This is a genomic window from Kribbella sp. NPDC051586, from assembly GCF_044453965.1.
Taxonomy (GTDB): Bacteria; Actinomycetota; Actinomycetes; order Propionibacteriales; family Kribbellaceae; genus Kribbella.
Map to the genome: position 1 here is coordinate 215,193 of NZ_JBITDF010000001.1, position 17,203 is coordinate 232,395.

Annotated in this window: 17 protein-coding genes; 9 read left to right on the forward strand and 8 right to left on the reverse strand. The window is 67.7% G+C overall.

Going from position 1 to position 17,203, the window contains the following annotated elements; genetic code table 11:
• Positions 1–5: 5 nt before the first annotated feature.
• Together ACIA58_RS01045 and ACIA58_RS01050 are read right to left on the reverse strand one after the other, a co-directional pair.
• On the reverse strand, positions 6–944 hold the full coding sequence (locus ACIA58_RS01045; protein WP_396401565.1) for a carbohydrate ABC transporter permease: 939 nt from the start codon (positions 942–944) through the stop codon (positions 6–8).
• 3 nt (positions 945–947) lie between these two features.
• Positions 948–2,183: an extracellular solute-binding protein gene (locus ACIA58_RS01050; RefSeq protein ID WP_396401566.1), complete on the reverse strand. Its 1,236-nt coding sequence runs from the start codon at positions 2,181–2,183 to the stop codon at positions 948–950.
• Positions 2,184–2,343: 160 nt separating this feature from the next.
• On the opposite strand from ACIA58_RS01050, the gene ACIA58_RS01055 reads away from it, so the two are divergent.
• On the forward strand, positions 2,344–3,384 hold the full coding sequence (locus ACIA58_RS01055; protein ID WP_396401567.1) for a LacI family DNA-binding transcriptional regulator: 1,041 nt from the start codon (positions 2,344–2,346) through the stop codon (positions 3,382–3,384).
• 41 nt (positions 3,385–3,425) lie between these two features.
• Here ACIA58_RS01055 and glmM read toward each other — a convergent pair whose 3' ends face one another.
• From glmM to rplM, 3 genes are read right to left on the reverse strand one after another with little or no spacing between them, the layout of a single operon-like run.
• Positions 3,426–4,772: a phosphoglucosamine mutase gene (gene glmM / locus ACIA58_RS01060; protein ID WP_396401568.1), complete on the reverse strand. Its 1,347-nt coding sequence runs from the start codon at positions 4,770–4,772 to the stop codon at positions 3,426–3,428.
• A 7-nt stretch (positions 4,773–4,779) separates the two neighbouring features.
• Positions 4,780–5,301: a 30S ribosomal protein S9 gene (gene rpsI / locus ACIA58_RS01065; RefSeq protein ID WP_130441429.1), complete on the reverse strand. Its 522-nt coding sequence runs from the start codon at positions 5,299–5,301 to the stop codon at positions 4,780–4,782.
• Between the two features lie 35 nt (positions 5,302–5,336).
• The gene (gene rplM / locus ACIA58_RS01070; RefSeq protein ID WP_130441431.1) at positions 5,337–5,780 is read right to left on the reverse strand and encodes a 50S ribosomal protein L13; all 444 of its coding nucleotides are present in this window, start codon (positions 5,778–5,780) and stop codon (positions 5,337–5,339) included.
• Positions 5,781–6,056: 276 nt separating this feature from the next.
• Between rplM and ACIA58_RS01075 the strand changes: the two genes are divergently transcribed.
• Complete coding sequence (locus tag ACIA58_RS01075) at positions 6,057–7,343, forward strand: citrate synthase (protein ID WP_396401569.1); 1,287 nt, start codon at positions 6,057–6,059, stop codon at positions 7,341–7,343.
• Between the two features lie 2 nt (positions 7,344–7,345).
• Here ACIA58_RS01075 and ACIA58_RS01080 read toward each other — a convergent pair whose 3' ends face one another.
• Positions 7,346–7,597, reverse strand: coding sequence for a hypothetical protein (locus ACIA58_RS01080; protein WP_396401570.1), 252 nt, complete (start codon positions 7,595–7,597; stop codon positions 7,346–7,348).
• Positions 7,598–7,907: 310 nt separating this feature from the next.
• Between ACIA58_RS01080 and ACIA58_RS01085 the strand changes: the two genes are divergently transcribed.
• From ACIA58_RS01085 to ACIA58_RS01105, 5 genes are read left to right on the forward strand one after another with little or no spacing between them, the layout of a single operon-like run.
• The gene (locus tag ACIA58_RS01085) at positions 7,908–8,909 is read left to right on the forward strand and encodes a LacI family DNA-binding transcriptional regulator (protein ID WP_396401571.1); all 1,002 of its coding nucleotides are present in this window, start codon (positions 7,908–7,910) and stop codon (positions 8,907–8,909) included.
• A gap of 46 nt (positions 8,910–8,955) precedes the next feature.
• The gene (locus ACIA58_RS01090) at positions 8,956–10,206 is read left to right on the forward strand and encodes an extracellular solute-binding protein (RefSeq protein ID WP_396401572.1); all 1,251 of its coding nucleotides are present in this window, start codon (positions 8,956–8,958) and stop codon (positions 10,204–10,206) included.
• Positions 10,203–11,054 (forward strand): carbohydrate ABC transporter permease, encoded by an 852-nt coding sequence (locus tag ACIA58_RS01095; RefSeq protein ID WP_396401573.1) that lies wholly within the window; start codon positions 10,203–10,205, stop codon positions 11,052–11,054. The genes ACIA58_RS01090 and ACIA58_RS01095 overlap by 4 nt, the downstream gene beginning before the upstream one ends.
• Positions 11,047–11,874 carry a carbohydrate ABC transporter permease gene (locus ACIA58_RS01100; protein WP_396401574.1) on the forward strand — a complete coding sequence of 276 codons (828 nt, stop codon included), beginning with the start codon at positions 11,047–11,049 and terminating at the stop codon, positions 11,872–11,874. Before ACIA58_RS01095 ends, ACIA58_RS01100 begins: the two co-directional genes overlap by 8 nt.
• Before the next feature lie 9 nt (positions 11,875–11,883).
• Positions 11,884–13,206 (forward strand): sulfatase-like hydrolase/transferase, encoded by a 1,323-nt coding sequence (locus tag ACIA58_RS01105; protein ID WP_396401575.1) that lies wholly within the window; start codon positions 11,884–11,886, stop codon positions 13,204–13,206.
• 66 nt (positions 13,207–13,272) lie between these two features.
• Here ACIA58_RS01105 and ACIA58_RS01110 read toward each other — a convergent pair whose 3' ends face one another.
• On the reverse strand, positions 13,273–13,728 hold the full coding sequence (locus tag ACIA58_RS01110; protein WP_396401576.1) for a nuclear transport factor 2 family protein: 456 nt from the start codon (positions 13,726–13,728) through the stop codon (positions 13,273–13,275).
• Between the two features lie 122 nt (positions 13,729–13,850).
• On the opposite strand from ACIA58_RS01110, the gene ACIA58_RS01115 reads away from it, so the two are divergent.
• The gene (locus ACIA58_RS01115) at positions 13,851–14,399 is read left to right on the forward strand and encodes a TetR/AcrR family transcriptional regulator (RefSeq protein ID WP_396401577.1); all 549 of its coding nucleotides are present in this window, start codon (positions 13,851–13,853) and stop codon (positions 14,397–14,399) included.
• Complete coding sequence (locus ACIA58_RS01120) at positions 14,396–15,397, forward strand: hypothetical protein (protein ID WP_396401578.1); 1,002 nt, start codon at positions 14,396–14,398, stop codon at positions 15,395–15,397. Before ACIA58_RS01115 ends, ACIA58_RS01120 begins: the two co-directional genes overlap by 4 nt.
• Here the strand turns inward: ACIA58_RS01120 and ACIA58_RS01125 are convergent.
• Entirely contained in the window at positions 15,394–17,076 is a 1,683-nt protein-coding gene (locus tag ACIA58_RS01125) for an ABC-F family ATP-binding cassette domain-containing protein (protein ID WP_396401579.1), read from the reverse strand. The two genes, ACIA58_RS01120 and ACIA58_RS01125, sit on opposite strands and share 4 nt — an antisense overlap.
• Positions 17,077–17,203 lie beyond the last annotated feature (127 nt).

Below are 17,203 nucleotides of genomic sequence, written 5' to 3' on the forward strand. Positions count from 1 at the left end.
CCCTCCTACTCGTCGACCGCGCGGCGGGTGCTGCGCAGGTAGAAGATCGCGAACACGAACGAGATCGCGATCAGGATGTTGCTCAACGCGGCGCCCTGCCCGAACTTGAACTCCACGAAGGACTTCTCGTACGACTGGGTCGCGAGCGTCTGGGTCGCGTTCGCCGGTCCGCCGCCGGTCAGGCCGAGGATGATGTCCAGGACCTTGATCGTGTAGACGACCCCGAGCATCAGCACCACACCCGCCACCGACCGCAGGTTCGGCCAGGTGATGTGCCAGAACGCGCGCCACCCGGTCGCGCCGTCGAGTTGCCCGGCCTCGTAGAGCTCGTCCGGGATCTCGGTCAGACCGGAGTACAGCAGCGTCACGTTGAACGGGATGCCGATCCAGATGTTCACGCCGATCACCGCGATCAGGGCGACCGACGGCGAGTTCAGCCACGGCACCGGATCGTTGACGATGTGCAGGCCCATCAGGGTCCGGTTGAGGATGCCGCTGTCCTGCTCGAGGATCGAGCGCCAGGTCGCGCTCGACACGATCAGCGGCAGCAGCCACGGCAGCAGGAGCAGGGAGCGCAGCAGGCCGCCGAGCGGGAAGCGCTGCCGGAAGAACAGCGCCAGCCCGAGCCCGATCACGAACTGGAACGCGATCGACCCGATCGTGAACAGCGCGGTGTTGAGCATCGCGTCCGAGAACAGCTTGTCGTGCACGACCGTGGAGTAGTTCTGCAGCCCGACCCACGGCGCGACCCCGGTGAAGAACGTCTTCAGGCCGTAGTCCTGCAGGCTCATCAGCAGGTTCTTCACCACCGGGTAGCCGAACAGCGCGACCATCGCCACCGCGGCCGGCAGCACGAACAGGATCTTGGTCAGGTCCTCGCCCCGGCGGCGCCGGCCGCGTACCCGCTCGCGGCCGGCCACCGACGTACGTGTCAGAGCCACCATGGATCAGCCTCCGGACGCCTGCTTGAAGGCGTCCTGGGGCGAGGCCTTGCCGGTCAGCGCCAGCTGGATGGCCTGGTAGATCACCTTCGCCGCGTCCGGCCACTTGTCGCCGAGCTTGCCGGTCCGCGCGCGGGCCGTCTTGACCTGCTCGGTGAAGGCCTTCATCGACGGCACTTCCTTGACGTACTCGTCGAGCAGCGAGGTCTTGGTCGGGATGGTGAACCGGGCCTTCGCCCAGGCCAGCTCGTTCTCGTCCGAGTTCAGGCACTTCACGAAGTCCGCGGCCTTCTGCTGCTTGGCCTGGTCCTTGTTCAGCGGGACCGTCCACGCCTCGCCGCCGAGCGGCGCGACCGGGGTCTGGTCCGGCTTGTTCAGCGGGAACGTGACCACGTCCCACTTGATCTTGGGATTCTTGTTCAGCGCCGGGATCTGCCACGGGCCGTTGACCATCATCGCGGTCTTGCCGGCGATGAACTGGTCGTTGACGTCGCCCTGGGTCCAGTTGATCACGCTCTTGGAAGCGGACCCGGACTTCACCAGGTCGGTCCACAGCTGCAGCGCCTCGGCCACCTGCGGGCTGGTCAGGTCGGTCTCGTCACCGCCGTTGGTCCACATCGCCGGCAGGAACTGCCACGAGCCCTCGTACGTCGCGTTGGCGTTGAAGGCCATCCCGTAGCGGCCGGGCTTGGTCAGCTTCTTGGCCGCGGCCTTCAGCTCGTCCCAGGTCTTCGGCGGTTGTACGCCGGCCTCGGCCAGCATGTCCTTGTTGTAGAACAGCGCGATCGTGTTCGTCACCGGGGCGAGCCCGTAGAGCTTGCCCTGGTACGACGTCGCGTCGACCATGCCCTTGATGACTCCGTCGCCGCTCAGCCCCATGTCGTTGAGCGGCGCCAGCGCGCCGGTCGCGGCGATCTGCTGTACGTCGGGGTTGTCGAGCATCAGCACGTCGGGCAGCGTCTTCGACGAGGCCTGCTGCAGCACCTTCTGGATCAAGGTGTCACCAGGCACCGTCTCCCGCTGGATGGTGATGCCGAGCTTCGACGCGCAGGAGTCAAGTCCCTTCTGCACAAGGGATTTGTCCGGGTCGTTGTTGTAGTAGTCCAGGATCGTGAGGCTCTTGACGCTGTCGCCGGACGAGGACGACGACTGGCCGCCGCCACCGTTGTCGCCGCAGGCGACCAGCAGGAGCGACACCGTCGTCGCACCCGCCAGCGCGGCGGCGATCCGCTTGCTGATCATGACATCGGGCTCCTTCTAAGCGTTTAACCAAGGGACGAGGAAAACCGGTGATGCACTTGTCGATTGGGCGGTAAACCGCTTAACTGAGGCGTTGAAGGACTATGTTCCGTAGGTCACATCGCTGTCAAGAGGTCAGAGGTCCTCGAAGGGGGTTGAATCGATGGTCACGATGCGGGACGTCGCTCAGCGTGCCGGTGTGTCGATCGCGACCGTCTCGTTCCTGCTGAACGACACGAAACCGGTGACGGCGGCGACGCGGGCGCGGATCGAGCAGGCGATGGCCGAGCTCGGGTACCGCCGCAACGTGGTGGCCCGCGCGCTGGCGAGCCGTCGTACGCACATCATCGCGATGGCGTACCCGGCGCTCGAGCACCGGTTCGGGATGTCGACGGCGGAGTTCTTCACCAGCGCGGCCGAGGCGGCGCGCAAGGAGGATTACCACCTTGTGCTGTGGCCGGTCGGCAACGACGGGGTCGAATTGCGCGAGCTCCTCGGCCAGGGCCTGGTCGACGGTGTCGTACTGATGGAGGTGCAGCTGGACGATCCGCGGGTCGACGTACTGCAGCAGGCCCGGACGCCGTTCGCGCTGATCGGCCGGACCACCGAGCTCGAAGGACTGTCGCACGTGGACATCGATTTCGACACGACGGTCGAGGACGCGGTGAAGCATCTGTACGAGCACGGGCATCGCGAAATGGCCTTGATTTCGGGCGATCTGGACGATCCGCGGTTCCACGACTACGGCCCCTGGGTCCGGACCGAGGACGCCTATCGACGGGTCGCGGCGTCGTACGGGCTGCCGGTGGTCGTACTCCCCTGCTCGGACACCACTCAGGCCGGCAAGCTCGCCGCGGAACGCCTGCTGGCCGACCATCCCGAGACGACCGCGGTCCTGGTCCTGAACGAGTACGCCGCGCTCGGAGTCGTCTCCGGCCTCCGACACAACGGCCGCGACATCCCCGGCGACCTGTCGGTGCTGGCCTTGCTGATGGTCCCCGAGACCGCGGCCATGTCCGACCCGGAACTCACCATGATGCGGACTCCCGGCCCGGAACTTGGCCAGCTCGGCACCGAGGCGCTGATCCGCGAGCTCGAGGGCGCCGACCCGCTCCCACCCCAACTGGTCCCCGCCAAGCTCTTCCCCGGCGCGACGGTCACAGCCCCCACGCCACCACCCGGTCACAAGCAGTGGAGGCCTTGAACAAGTTATTGCTTGTTCAAGGCCCCCATTGGGTGTGGACGTCAGAGTTTCAGGGAAGTCGCAACCACGTCTGCGAGGGAGTGAGCGATCTCGTCCGCGGTGTCCGAGGACTCGGCTTCGACCATGACCCGGACGAGGGGCTCGGTGCCCGACGGGCGAAGCAGGACCCGGCCGGTGTCGCCCAGGCGGCTGGTGGCCTCGGCGACGGCGGACTGGACCGCGCTGTCGGTGCCGGCGCGGGACTTGTCGACGTTCTTCACGTTGACGAGCACCTGCGGGAGGCGGGTCATCGCGCCGGCCAGGTCGGCCAGGCTCTTCCCCGTCTGCGCGACCCGGGCCAACAGCATGACCGCGGTCAGCGTGCCGTCGCCGGTGGTGGCGTGGTCGGACAGGATCACGTGCCCGGACTGCTCACCGCCGAGCTTGTGGCCGCCGGCCTTCATTGCCTCGAGCACGTACCGGTCGCCGACCTTGGTCTGCTCGACCGCGATCCGCTCCCGCACCATCGCCTGGACGAAGCCCAGGTTGCTCATCACGGTCGCGACGACGGTGTCGTTGGACAGCCGGCCGCTGTCGCGCATCGCGAGCGCCAGTACGGCGAGGATCTGGTCGCCGTCGACGAGCTCGCCGTTCGCGTCCACCGCCAGGCAGCGGTCGGCGTCGCCGTCGAGGGCGATACCCACGTCGGCGCGGTGACCGATCACCTCGCGCTGCAGACCCTCGATATGCGTGGATCCGCAGTTCAGGTTGATGTTCAGGCCGTCGGGGGCGGCGGCGACCGTGACCACCTCGGCGCCGAGCCGGCGCAGTGCCTCCGGCGCGGTCTGCGAGGCGGCGCCGTTGGCGCAGTCGATCACGACCTTGAGCCCGTCGAACCGGTTCGGGGCCGAGCGGACCAGGTGCGAGACATATGTCTCGAAGCCCTGCCCGTCGTCCATCACGCGGCCGACGGCCGCGCCGGTCGGACGCTGCCACTCCTCGTTCATCCGGGCCTCGATGGCGTCCTCGATCACGTCGTCGAGCTTGATCCCGCCGCGGGCCAGGAACTTGATGCCGTTGTCCGGCATCGGGTTGTGGCTGGCGGACAGCATCACACCGAGGTCGGCGCCGGTCGAGCCGGTCAGATACGCGACGGCCGGCGTCGGCAGTACGCCGAGCCGGACGACATCGACGCCGGCGCTGGCCAGACCGGCCACCACGGCGGCTTCCAGGAACTCACCACTGGCACGAGGATCCCGGCCCACAACGGCGCGTGGCCGGTGCCCTTCGAAGGCACCGGCCTCGCCGAGTACGTGAGCTGCCGCGACCGAGAGGTCGAGCGCCAGCTCCGCGGTCAGGTCCACGTTCGCCAGGCCACGGACTCCGTCCGTGCCGAACAAACGCCCCATCAGGTGATCAGCGCTTGCTGTACTGAGGCGCCTTACGGGCCTTCTTGAGTCCGGCCTTCTTGCGCTCCTTGATCCGCGCGTCGCGGGTGAGCAGACCGGCCTTCTTCAGACCCGGGCGGTTGGCCTCGAGGTCCGCCGCGTTCAGGCAGCGGGCCACCCCGAGCTGCAGCGCACCGGCCTGGCCGGTGATGCCGCCGCCGTTGATCCGGGCGATCACGTCGTACGAGCCCTCGAGGCCCGCGACGACGAACGGCTCGTTCACGTGCTGCTGGTGGACCTTGTTCGGGAAGTAGACGTCGAGGTCCTTCCCGTTGATCTTCCACTTGCCGGTGCCCGGGACGATCCGGACGCGGGCGACGGCCTCCTTGCGGCGACCAGTGGCGCCGGCCGGGTTGATGACCGCGACCCGACCCTGCTCGGCGCGCTGCTCCGGAGCCGGGTTGGTCTCGGAGGTGTAGGCGACCGGGCCCTCGGTGTCGATGGGGACCTCGGTGTCGAGTTCTTCGGTCTCGGTGGTGATGTCGCTCACGCTGTGAATCCTCGTTTACCTGGTTCGTCGATCGCTTACTGGGCGATCTGGGTGATCTCGAACGGCTTCGGCTGCTGGGCCGTGTGCGGGTGCTCCGGGCCGGCGTACACCTTCAGCTTGGTCAGCAGCTTCCGGCTCAGGCGGTTCTTCGGCAGCATCCCCCAGACGGCCTTCTCGACGGCCTTACGCGGGTCCTTGTCGAGGATCTCGCCGATCGGCGTCGCGGTCAGACCACCCGGGTGACCCGAGTGGCGGTACGCCAGCTTGTCGGTCCGCTTGGTGCCGGACAGGGCCACCTTGGAGGCGTTGACGACGATGACGAAGTCGCCGCCGTCCACGTGCGGTGCGAACGTCGGCTTGTGCTTGCCGCGCAGCAGGGTGGCGATCTGGACGGCGAGCCGACCGAGCGTGACGTCGGTGGCGTCGATCACGTGCCACTCACGAGTGACGTCAGCAGGCTTCGGGCTGTACGTGCGCACGGTCGTTGACCTTCGTTTCTCAGAGGTTGACTAGAACTGGACGTCGGCGAGCGGTCAGCCGACACGGCATCGACCTGGAACGCACAACAGCAGCCCAGAATACCGGTGAGGCCACGCGTGGGTCAAAGCGAGCCCACACGCCGAGGGGACCCCGGCTTGGAAGCAGCTGAGGACCGCACTAGTTTAGCGGTGAAGATTGCAGTCCGAACCCGCGTCCCGCCGGCTGATCTACCCTCATTCATCCAGGCGATGACGCCAGCTTCCGAAGAGGGCATTGTGACCGAACAGTCGCTCACCGTCCGGGACAACCGGACCGGCAAGGACTTCGACCTTGCCATCACCGATGGCACCATCCGTGCCGCCGACCTCAAGCAGATCAGCGCATCCGACGGCGACGGGGGCCTGGCCACCTACGACCCGGGCTTCGTCAACACCGCGTCCTGCCGCTCCTCCGTCACCTTCATCGACGGTGACAAGGGCATCCTGGAGTACCGCGGGTACCCGATCGAGCAGCTCGCCGAGCAGTCGAACTACCTCGAGGTCGCGTACCTCCTGGTGAACGGCAAGCTGCCCAACAAGGCGGAGTACGAGGCTTGGGCGCACGACGTGACGTATCACACGTTCGTGCACGAGAACCTGAAGACCTTCATGCAGGGCTTCCGGTACGACGCGCACCCGATGGGGATGCTGCTGGCCTCGGTCGGCGGCCTGTCCACGTTCTACCCCGAGTCGCGCAACATCTTCGACGAGGAGTCGCGGGCGCTGCAGATCCGCCGGCTGATCGCGAAGATGCCGACGCTCGGCGCGTTCGCGTTCCGGCACGCGCAGGGCAAGCCGTACGTGTACCCGGACAACGAGCTCAGCTACACGGCGAACTTCTTGTCGATGCTGTTCAAGATGAGCGAGCCGAAGTACGCCGCCGACGACCGGCTGGTGCGCGCGCTGGAGATCCTGTTCATCCTGCACGCCGACCACGAGCAGAACGCGTCCACGAACGCGGTCCGCGCGATCGGCTCCACCCAGGTCGACCCGTACACCGCGGTGGCCGGCGGGATCGGGGCGCTCTACGGCCCGCTGCACGGCGGCGCCAACGAGGCCGTGCTGAAGATGCTCCGCCGGATCGGCTCGGTCGACCACGTCCCGTCGTTCATCGAGGGCGTGAAGAACGGCGAAGAGCGGCTGATGGGCTTCGGCCACCGGGTCTACAAGAACTACGACCCGCGGGCCAAGATCATCAAGAAGGCCGCCGACGACGTCTTCGAGGTCACCGGCATCAACCCGCTGCTGAAGATCGCCGTCGAGCTGGAGAAGATCGCGCTGGAGGACGAGTACTTCGTCTCCCGCAAGCTCTACCCGAACGTCGACTTCTACTCCGGCCTGATCTACGAGGCCCTGCAGTTCCCGCCGGAGATGTTCACCGTCCTGTTCGCCATCCCCCGCACCTCCGGCTGGCTGGCGCAGTGGCTGGAAATGCTCGGCGACGGCGACCAGAAGATCGCCCGCCCCAAGCAGATCTACACCGGCGAACGAGGCACCCAGTACGTCCCCATGGGCGACCGCTGACCTCAATTCGCTCGGACGGCCCCTCGACCACTCCCGGCCGAGGGGCCGTTCGCATGTCCTCGTCGCCGCGGCCGCCGTGTCCGGCGTCGAAGGAGAACTCGGTGACGTCGAAGTAGTCGGCGTCTGGGTTCAACGCCTGGTACACGATCGGGTGGTTCACCGACAGGATCAGGCGTCCGCCCCCTCAGGACGCGACGGAGCTCGGCGAGCGGCTCGGTCCAGTCCTCCAGGTAGTGCAGGACAAGGGACGCCATGACGTCATCGAACGCGGCGTCGTCGTACGGGAGCCGCTTGGCCAGGTCGCGACGCGCAGGTCGGCGTCTTCACCGACCCCACCCCCGCTCCGCTCCGACCTCCGCCGGCATCCGCAACTTCGAGCCGCTCGCCGAGTCGTGGGACAGGGCGACGAATTCCAGCCAGAATCCACGACTCGTCGGCTGGGCGGCCGACCGATCGCCACGACTCGGCGGGAAACCCGCGGGGGTTGCCGAACTGGTTAATGTGTAGGAAATTAACCAACTTAGAGGTATTGCCTGCTTCTGTAGGTAGGTTAATGCTTTCACCATGGTTCGGGAAGGGCGGACGACGCTCAGGGATGTGGCGGAGGCGGCGGGGGTTTCCGTTGCTACCTGTTCCTATGTGCTGAGCGGGCGGGCCGATCGGACCACGCCGTTGCCGGAGGCGACCCGGAAGCGGGTGCAGACCGCGGCACAGAAGCTCGGCTACAAGGGCAACACCGCGGCGCGGAGCTTGCGGCGGCAGCGGTCGGAGTTGATTGCGATCGTGTATGCCCCGCCGGTGGGACCGTGGCTGGATCGGCTGACCTGGGAGTGCGAGGACGTCGCTGCCGCGCACGGGTACTCCGTGATCGGCGTTCCCGTACGCCGTCTCGACCGCGCCGCCCAGTCCCTGCGGGTCATCACCCGCGGCCATGTCGACGGCGCGATCTTCACCCCGGGCCTGAGCGACGACCTCGACCTGACCGCCGCCCGCCGCTCCACCCGCGCCCTGATGGCCTTCAGCGACGGCCTGCGGATGCCAGGGGTCGATGTCGTCCGCAACAACGTTCGTACGGCGCTCGCGGAGGCGACCTCGTACCTGATCGACGCCGGCCGCGAGCGGATCGCCTTCCTGTCCCACAACGGCGCCCCCGAGGATCGCTACCTCGGGTACGTCGACGCGCACCGGCAGGCCGGCCGGGACGTCGATCCGAACCTGGTCCGGGTGGGAGCCGCCTCCCGTGAGGACGCCGTACTCGTGGTCCGGGAGCTGCTCGACTCACCGAACCCGCCGGACGCGGTCGTCTCCGAGTCCGATCGCGGCGCGTTCGCGGCGTTGCAGGCGGCGGTCGACCGGGGCGTCAAGGTGCCGGACGACCTGGCCGTGATCGGTACCGGCAACACCCGGGAGGCGACGTACTCCCAGCCGCCGCTGACCAGCGTCGGCATGCACCAACTCGACTTCACCGAGATGGTCGAGGCGCTGTTCGCCCGGATCGACGATCCCACGCTGCCGGCCCGGGAGCTGTCCATGCCCTGGGTGCTGAACCACCGCGCCTCCGCCTGACCGCAGAACCACCGCGCCCCCAGAAACGCCGTTCGAAAGGTTTGTCATGCCCTCCTTCAACCGCCGCTCGTTCCTCCAGCTCGGCCTCGGCGCCACCGTGCTCGGCGCCGTCGGCTGTTCGCCCGCGAAACCCGCCTCGAAGAAGGCCGACAGCCGGACGTTCACCATCTACTGGAACGCCGGGCACGGGTACCAGGCCTACAAGGAAGTGATCGACCAGTTCGGCAAGGACCACGACCTGCAGATGAACTGGCAGAAGTTCCAGTGGCCCGACCTGACCACCAAGCTGACCGCGGACTTCCGCTCCGGCAACGTGCCTGACCTGGTCGAAGAGGTCAGCGCCGGCACCGGCACGCAGTACGGCCTGGCTGGCAACGTCCTCGCGTTGGACGACTTCGCCACGAACGACAAGGCGTTCGGCTTCCCCGGCGACTTCCTCGACCAGGCCGTCGTCGCCCGCCAGTACGAAGGCAAGACGTACTCGATCCCGCTGCACCTGACCGCCAACGGCCTGCTCTTCTACAACAAGGCGATGGTCGACACCCCGCCGACGACCTGGGACGAGTTCCTCGATGCGGCCAAGTCCAACACCAAGGACAAGGTCTCGGGCTGCGCGCTGAACTCCGACGCGAGCTACGCGGCGCCGTTCTACAACCAGCAGCGGGTGGACTTCAGCAACGTCGGCGCCAAGCAGTTCATGATGCCGGACGACGACGCGTTGAAGGCGCTGCAGTTCATGCAGGACCTGGTCTACACCCACAAGGTCTCCCCCGCGCCGGTGGCGACTACCGACTACTCGGGTCCGCAGAAGCTGTTCTCCGCCAAGCGCGCCGCCATGTTCGTGTCCGGGCCGTGGGACATCGGGCCGATCCGGCAGGGCAGTCCGGACATCGAGCTCGGTGTCGCCGTACCGCTGACCGGCGCGGTCCAGTCCGCGGCGATGGCGGGGTCCGGGCTGATGATCCCGTCGAAGGCGAAGGACCCCAAGCTGTCCTGGGAACTGATCACCAAGCTCGCCGCGGTGAAGGTCGAGCTGGCCGCCACCAAGGAGGCCGGCATGTCGATGCCGCGGAAGAGCTGGGCCGCCGACCCGTCCGTCGCCGCCGATCCGAACCTGGCCGTCATCGCCAAGTCGCTCGCGGTCGTGGCCAAGCAGGACATCGCCCTGTCCGCGAGCGGCAAGGCCGCGCAGATCAACGAGCTGTGGAAGAAGGCCTACCAGCAGATGATCATCCAGCACGCGCCGGTCGGCCCGACGCTGGACGACTTCCGCAAGCAGGCCGGGGCGGCACTGTGATCCGTCGCCGGCAGGCGCTGACCGCATGGCTGTTCCTCACCCCGGCAGTGCTGTTCTTCGTGCTCCTGTTCTTCCTCCCGATCGGCAACCAACTGCTGACCGGCGTGTACGACTCCGACGGCGCCTCGTTCGTCGGCCTGGGCAACTTCAGCCGCGCCTTCGGCGATCCCGAGGTGGTGCACTCGTTCCTGATCACGCTCGCGTACGCCGCGGGCACGCTGGTCGTCGGTACGGCGGTGGGCCTGGGACTGGCCGTGATCCTCAACCAGTCGCTGCGCGGCCGCACCCTGTTCCGCTCGGTACTGCTGATCCCGTACCTGACGTCGGTGTCGATCATCGGCCTGCTCTGGCGCAACATCCTCGACCCGCAGGTCGGCATCCTCAACCGGCTGCTCGAGGCGATCGGCCTGCCCGGCCAGACCTGGCTCAGCACCCATCCGCTGTCGACGATCGTCGGTATCACGGTCTGGTCGAGCGCGGGCTACACGATGGTCCTGTTCCTCGCCGGCCTGCAAGGCATTCCGGGCCTGTACTACGAAGCCGCGCGGATCGACGGCGCCGGACCGTGGCGCCGGTTCTTCTCGATCACGCTGCCGCTGCTCGCGCCGACGACGTTGTTCGTCTCGATCATCGGGCTGATCAGCACGCTGCAACAGTTCGCGCTGCCGTACATCGTGACCGGCGGCGGCCCGGGCAACGCGACGAGCCTGTACGCGCATCGCCTGTTCATCGTCGCGTTCAACGACAACGACTTCGGGTACGCGTCGGCGCTTTCGCTGCTGCTGCTGATCGTCGTCCTGATCCTGTCCCTCGTACAGCTGCGGATCGGAGACAAGACCGATGCGTGAACGACTCTTCCCCGGTGACCGCATCGCGGCGTACGTCGTCCTCGTCGCGCTCGCCCTGGTCACCGTACTTCCGCTGCTCTACATGATCGTGCTGGCGCTGCAGAGCGACGGCGAGGTGCAGTCGGGTGACCCCGTGCTGTGGCCGGCCGAGTTGCACTGGGACAACTTCACCCGGCTGTTCGAGGCCGCGCCGTTCGGGCGGTTCTTCCTGAACAGCTTGGTGATGGCCGGCGCGATCACGGTCTCGCACCTGATCTTCGACCCGCTGGTCGGGTATGTGTTCGCGAAGCTGGAGTTCCCGGGCAAGCGGATCGCGTTCGTCGCTGTGCTGTCGACGCTGATGGTGCCGTTCTTCGTCCGGATGCTGCCGATCTACTCGATCTTCGCGAGCCTCGGCTGGATCGACAGCTACCAAGGGCTGATCGTGCCGTTCCTGATGGATGCCTACGGCATCTTTCTGATGCGGCAGTTCATCCGGCCGCTGCCGGACGAGCTGATCGAGGCGGCCCGGGTGGACGGCGCGGGCGAGTTCCGGATCTATCTGCGGGTGATCCTGCCGCAGTGCAAGCCGGCGCTGGCCGTGCTCGGACTGTTCACCTTCGTCTTCCAGTGGAACGAGTTCCTCTGGCCGCTGATCGTCACCAGCCGGACCGAGATGCGCACGCTGCCGATCGGGTTGACGCTGTTCAACCAGGAGTACTTCACGCAGTGGAACCTGACCGCCGCCGGCGCGCTGATCCTGTTCATCCCGACCGCCGTCTTCTTCGTGATCACCCAGAAGTTCCTGGTGGAGGGCATCGCTCTCTCCGGACTGAAATGAGACCTCTTGATGCGCCCTAATGTGATCGTCTTCTTCACCGACCAGCAGCGCTGGGACACCGTCGGGAGCCCGTTGGGCATCACGCCCAACCTCGACCTGATGGCCCGTCGCGGCACGATGTTCGAGACCGCCTGCACCACCAACCCGGTCTGCGCACCGGCCCGCGCCGCGATGCAGACCGGGATGTACCCGACCAACACCGGCGTCTTCCGCAACGGCGTACCGCTGCCGACCGACGCACCGACGCTCGGCCGCCTGTTCGGCGAGGCGGGCTACCAGACGGCGTACATCGGCAAGTGGCACCTCGCCACGCAGGACCCGGTGCCGCGCGACGAGCAGGCCGGGTACGACTACTGGCTGGCCTCGAACCTGCTCGAGTTCACCTCGGACGCCTATCGGACCGTCGTGTACGACGGCGACGGCGAACCGGTGTTCCTGCCGGGCTACCGGCCGGACGCACTGACCGACGCGGCGATCCGTTTCATCACCAGAGCCGACGGACCGTTCATGTTGTTCCTGTCGCTGATCGAGCCGCACCACCAGAACGAGCACGACGACTACCCGGCGCCGCAGGTCTACCGGGACACCTACACCGACGCGTGGCTCCCACCTGACCTGGCGACCCTCCCTGGTACGGCGCATCAGCACGCAGCCGGGTACTACGGCCAGATCAAACGTGTGGACGAGTGCCTGGGCCGACTGCGGGACGCACTCGTCAGCCTCGACCTCACGGACGACACGCTCCTGCTGTACACGTCTGACCACGGCTCGCACTTCAAGACCCGCAACAGCGAGTACAAGCGCTCACCACATGACGGGTCGGTCCGGGTGCCGTTGGTGGTCGAGGGGCCCGGGTACCGCGGTGGTGCTCGCGTCAGCACACCGGTCAGCACGGTGGACGTCGTACCGACGCTGCTGGACGCCGCTGGGATCGCACTGCCGGACCACCTCGACGGAGTACCACTGCGGGAGTCTGCACGCGACGGTGTGCTGATCCAGGTCAGCGAGTCCGAGGTGGGCCGGGCACTACGGACAGACCGGTGGAAGTACTACGTGCACGCTCCCTCGGCCGGCGATGTGCCGGCGGCTGACACGTACGTCGAGCGGGCTCTCTACGACCTCGACGCCGATCCGTACGAGCTCGACAACCTGATCGACAGCGTGAACCACCAGGAGATCGCATCCGGACTGCGGGAGCAGCTCTTGGCCGAGATCGCTCGAGTCGAAGGGCAGCCCGCGACGGTAACGCCGTACCCGGACACGCGGGACCGTGCGCGCTTCCCAGAGACGACAGTCCGCCGGCTGAAGCTGGACGGGCGCCGGCTGGAGTAGCTGGATTGGAGATGGCCCCGGGCGGGCTGAGTGCCTCGGTCCGGGGCCATCCGGCGCCTCTGCGGACTAGGACGCCGCCGGAGCGGTGGCCGGTTCCCGTAGGTGGCTGATGAGTTCCTCGACCTGGCCGCGGGCGCGGATCATCGCCAGGTGGTCGATGTAGTCGCGGGACTCGACGATCAGGCCGTCACGGACGCGGAGTACGAAGATCGCGGGCACGCTGAACGGCTCATCGGTGGCCACGACGGTCCCGGCGTACTCGAACTCGGCGACGATCACCTCCGGGTCGGCGGTCTGGTGGACCCGGAGGTTGGCCGGCTGGAAGCGAACCACCTCGGTCACCCGCGGACCGGTCACGCCGAAGTGCTCCGCGAGAGCGGCCTTCGACAGCAGCGGATGGTCGCCGTACGGGTTCATCGGGTGGCGGACGTCGGTCTGCTCGGCGTACAGCTCGGGCAGTACGGCGAAGTCGCGGTCGGCGACGCCGTGGACCAGCTTCAGGAAGACCTCTTCGGGAGTCATCGGGTTCCTCACAGGAGATAAACGGAGTGATGACTATCGAATATATGGAGTAACGACTTCGTTTACAACCCATGAGCGATTCGCGGCGTCTCTTAGGCTGAGGGCGACGGAGGGGAGCTGGGGTGCGAGCAGACGCGCGCGACAACCGGGCCAGGATCATGACCGCGGCGGACGATGTCTTCGGGCGATCGCCGAGCGCGTCCACCGACGATGTCGCCCGGCTGGCCGGGGTCGGGATCGCCACCGTGTTCCGGCACTTCCCGACCAAGACCGAGCTGCTCGAGGCCGTCCTGACCTTGCGGCTGGAGCGGCTGCGGGACCGGGCGCTGGAGCTGGCCGGCTGCGACGACCCGGGGAAGGCGTTCTTCGAGTTCTTCACCCAGGTGGTGTCGGAGTCGGCGTCGAAGCTGGCGATCGGCGAGGCGCTGGCCGCCGCCGGAGCGGCTGCCGGCGAGGAAGCCCAGGCGGCCGGTCGCGGCATGCGGGAGGCGTTCAACGGCCTGCTCACCGCGGCGCAACGGGCCGGCGCGGTCCGGGCGGACGCGGAGATGGCCGAGGTGTACGCGTTGCTGATCGGCGCGTCCCGCGGCGCGACCGCGGTCAAGCTCGAGCCGGCGATCCGTGACCGGATGCTCGCCCTGATCTACGACGGCCTCGAGCCGCGTTCGTGAGACGCCGCTGGCGCTCCTGGTCCCGCCTCCGGCGAATCGTCGTGCCGGCTGCCCTCGCTGTCGTTGTACTGCTGGTCGCACCGCTGGGCACCTATGCGGCCTCGCTTCGACTGCAGTACTCCGGAGACCCATCGGGCCGGACACGAGACCACGACGCGCTCTGGCTCGGACATGCCTGGGTCGACGGCCGCAAGACCCCCGCCGACGTGACGGCGCTCGCCCAGCGGTTGCAGGGCACCGGCATCCGCGACCTGTACGTACACGCCGGACCGCTGGAGCACGACGGTTCGTTGCCGCTGGCAAAGGTATCGCCGAAGGCGCGCTGGTTCGTCGACGCGATGCACGCGGCGGCACCCGCCGTACGTGTGCAGGCCTGGCTCGGCGACGTCGTACAGCCGGGCAAGGACCCCGGGATGGATCTCGAGGATCCAGCCGTCCGCCGGCAGGTCGTCACGTCGGCGAAAGCCGTGCTGGAGCAGGGGTTCCAGGGCATCCACTACGACTTCGAGCCGGTGCGGTCCGGTTCGAACGGCTACCTGGCGGTCCTGGACGAGACTCGCGCACTGGGCACGACACTGTCGGTCGCGGCCGCGCAGATCGACCCGCTCTGGTATCTGCACGCGATCCCGATCGACAAGTGGTGGTCGCAGGACTACTTCGCTCAGGTGGCGCGCAGGGTCAACCAGATCGCTGTCATGTCCTACGACACCGCCATGCCCCTGGAATCGCTGTACGGCGGGTACGTGGCCAAGCAGACCAAGCTGGCGCTGGAGGTCACTCCTCCGACCACAGACCTCCTCATGGGCCTCCCTGCGTACTGGGAGAACAACCCGGCCCACTGGGGCCACGCCGAGACAGTCGCAGCGGCAGTCCGCGGCGCCCGCCTCGGTCTGGGCGACTCAACCCGTCAGAACTTCGGCCTGGCCCTGTACGTCGACTTCGCCGCCACCGAGGGCAACTGGACCGCCTACCGCGACGGCTGGTGCGTCGCGCCCTAGCGTGCGCGTTCGACGCGGCCCTCGTCCCAGACCGGTTCGTCGGGCTCGTAGACGGAGCCGTCGGCGCCGAAGACGAGGTAGCGGTCGAAGCCGCGGGCGAACCAGCGGTCGTGGGTGACTGCGAGGACTGTGCCGTCGAAGGCGTCCAGACCCTCTTCCAGTGCCTCCGCAGACTCGACGTCCAGGTTGTCGGTCGGCTCGTCGAGCAGGAGCAGCGTCGCGCCGGACAGCTCGAGCAGCAGGATCTGGAACCGCGCCTGCTGCCCACCTGACAGGCTGTCGAAGGACTGCTCGGCCGCATGCGCCAGCTCGTACCGGTCCAGCTTCCGTGACGCCAGCTCGCGCCCCATGCCCTCGCGGTGGTCGTCACCGCGGTGCAGGATCTCCAGCAGCGTCCGGCCGAGCAGCTCCGGGTGCTCGTGTGTCTGCGCGAACCACCCGGGCCGCACGCGCGCACCGAGCTTGGCGTTGCCGGTGTGCGCCACCGGGGCGATCTTCACGTCACCGACCGGCTGGTGCTCCACGTCCGGATCCGAACCGCCGTTGGCGAGCAGCCGGAGGAAGTGCGACTTCCCGGAGCCGTTCGATCCCAGTACGGCGACGCGTTCGCCGTACCAGACCTCCAGGTCGAAGGGCTTCATCAGACCGGTCAGCTCGAGCCCGGTGCACACCACGGCCCGTTTGCCGGTGCGGCCGCCGGTGAGGCGCATGCTGACCTTCTGCTCGCGCGGCAGCGCCTGCGGCGGACCGGCCTCCTCGAACTTGCGCAGCCGGGTCTGGGACGCGCGGTAGCGCGACGCCATGTCGGAGTTGTACGCCGCCTTCTGCTTGTACATCAGCATCTGTGCCCGGAGCTTCGCGTGCTCCTCGTCCCACCGCTTGCGCAGCTCCTCGAAGCGCTCGAACCGGTGCCGCCTGGCCTCGTGGTACGTCGCGAACCCGCCGCCGTGCGTCCACGCGTTGTTGCCCGCGGCGCCCAGCTCGACGGTGACGATCCTGGTGGCGGTGTTCGCCAGCAGCTCCCGGTCATGGCTGATGTACAGCACGGTCTTGTCGCTGCTGCGCAGCTGCTCCTCCAGCCAGCGCTTGCCCGGTACGTCGAGGTAGTTGTCCGGCTCGTCCAGGATCAGCACCTCGTCCGGACCGCGCAGCAACGCCTCCAGCACCAGGCGCTTCTGCTCACCGCCGGACAGCGTCTTCACCTCACGCCAGCGACAGCGGTCGAACGGTACGCCGAGCGCTGCCGTCGTACACACGTCCCACAGCACCTCGGCGTCGTACCCGCCGACCTCGCCCCAGTCGGACACAGCCTGCGCGTACTTGAGCTGGGTCTTCTCGTGGTCGGACTCCATCATCGCCAGCTCGGCCTTGTCGAGCTTGGCCGCGGCCTGCTGGATCGCCTCCGGCGCCACCCCGAGCAGGAGGTCGCGAACGGTCGACGAATCCCGCACCGAGCCGACGAACTGCCGCATCACGCCCAGCCCACCGGACCGGGCGATGCTGCCACTGTGCGGCTTCAGGTCGCCCGCGATGATCCGGGTCAGCGTGGTCTTGCCGGACCCGTTCGCACCGACCAGTGCGACCTTCGCGCCGTCGCCGACGCGGAACGTGATGTCGTCCAGCAACACCCGCCCGTCCGGCAACTCGTACCCGACACCACCGACATCCACGTGACCCATCCCCCCAGTCTGACCGCCGAGGCCCGTCCCGGGCGACCGGTTATCGTTTGCCGGCTCGCACTGGAACGGCAAGCTGTACGAGCAGCCGGGACCGCTCGGTCCGCATGCCACAGCGCGGAGTCGAGTG

What these genes read in the sequence shown, in the direction of transcription:
- ACIA58_RS01045 (WP_396401565.1), bottom strand. Translation starts at nt 944, where the DNA reads ATGGTGGCTCTGACACGTACGTCGGTGGCCGGCCGCGAGCGGGTACGC.
- ACIA58_RS01050 (WP_396401566.1), bottom strand. Translation starts at nt 2,183, where the DNA reads ATGATCAGCAAGCGGATCGCCGCCGCGCTGGCGGGTGCGACGACGGTG.
- ACIA58_RS01055 (WP_396401567.1), top strand. Translation starts at nt 2,344, where the DNA reads ATGGTCACGATGCGGGACGTCGCTCAGCGTGCCGGTGTGTCGATCGCG.
- glmM (WP_396401568.1), bottom strand. Translation starts at nt 4,772, where the DNA reads ATGGGGCGTTTGTTCGGCACGGACGGAGTCCGTGGCCTGGCGAACGTG.
- ACIA58_RS01080 (WP_396401570.1), bottom strand. Translation starts at nt 7,597, where the DNA reads ATGGCGTCCCTTGTCCTGCACTACCTGGAGGACTGGACCGAGCCGCTC.
- ACIA58_RS01085 (WP_396401571.1), top strand. Translation starts at nt 7,908, where the DNA reads ATGGTTCGGGAAGGGCGGACGACGCTCAGGGATGTGGCGGAGGCGGCG.
- ACIA58_RS01090 (WP_396401572.1), top strand. Translation starts at nt 8,956, where the DNA reads ATGCCCTCCTTCAACCGCCGCTCGTTCCTCCAGCTCGGCCTCGGCGCC.
- ACIA58_RS01100 (WP_396401574.1), top strand. Translation starts at nt 11,047, where the DNA reads ATGCGTGAACGACTCTTCCCCGGTGACCGCATCGCGGCGTACGTCGTC.
- ACIA58_RS01105 (WP_396401575.1), top strand. Translation starts at nt 11,884, where the DNA reads ATGCGCCCTAATGTGATCGTCTTCTTCACCGACCAGCAGCGCTGGGAC.
- ACIA58_RS01110 (WP_396401576.1), bottom strand. Translation starts at nt 13,728, where the DNA reads ATGACTCCCGAAGAGGTCTTCCTGAAGCTGGTCCACGGCGTCGCCGAC.
- ACIA58_RS01125 (WP_396401579.1), bottom strand. Translation starts at nt 17,076, where the DNA reads ATGGGTCACGTGGATGTCGGTGGTGTCGGGTACGAGTTGCCGGACGGG.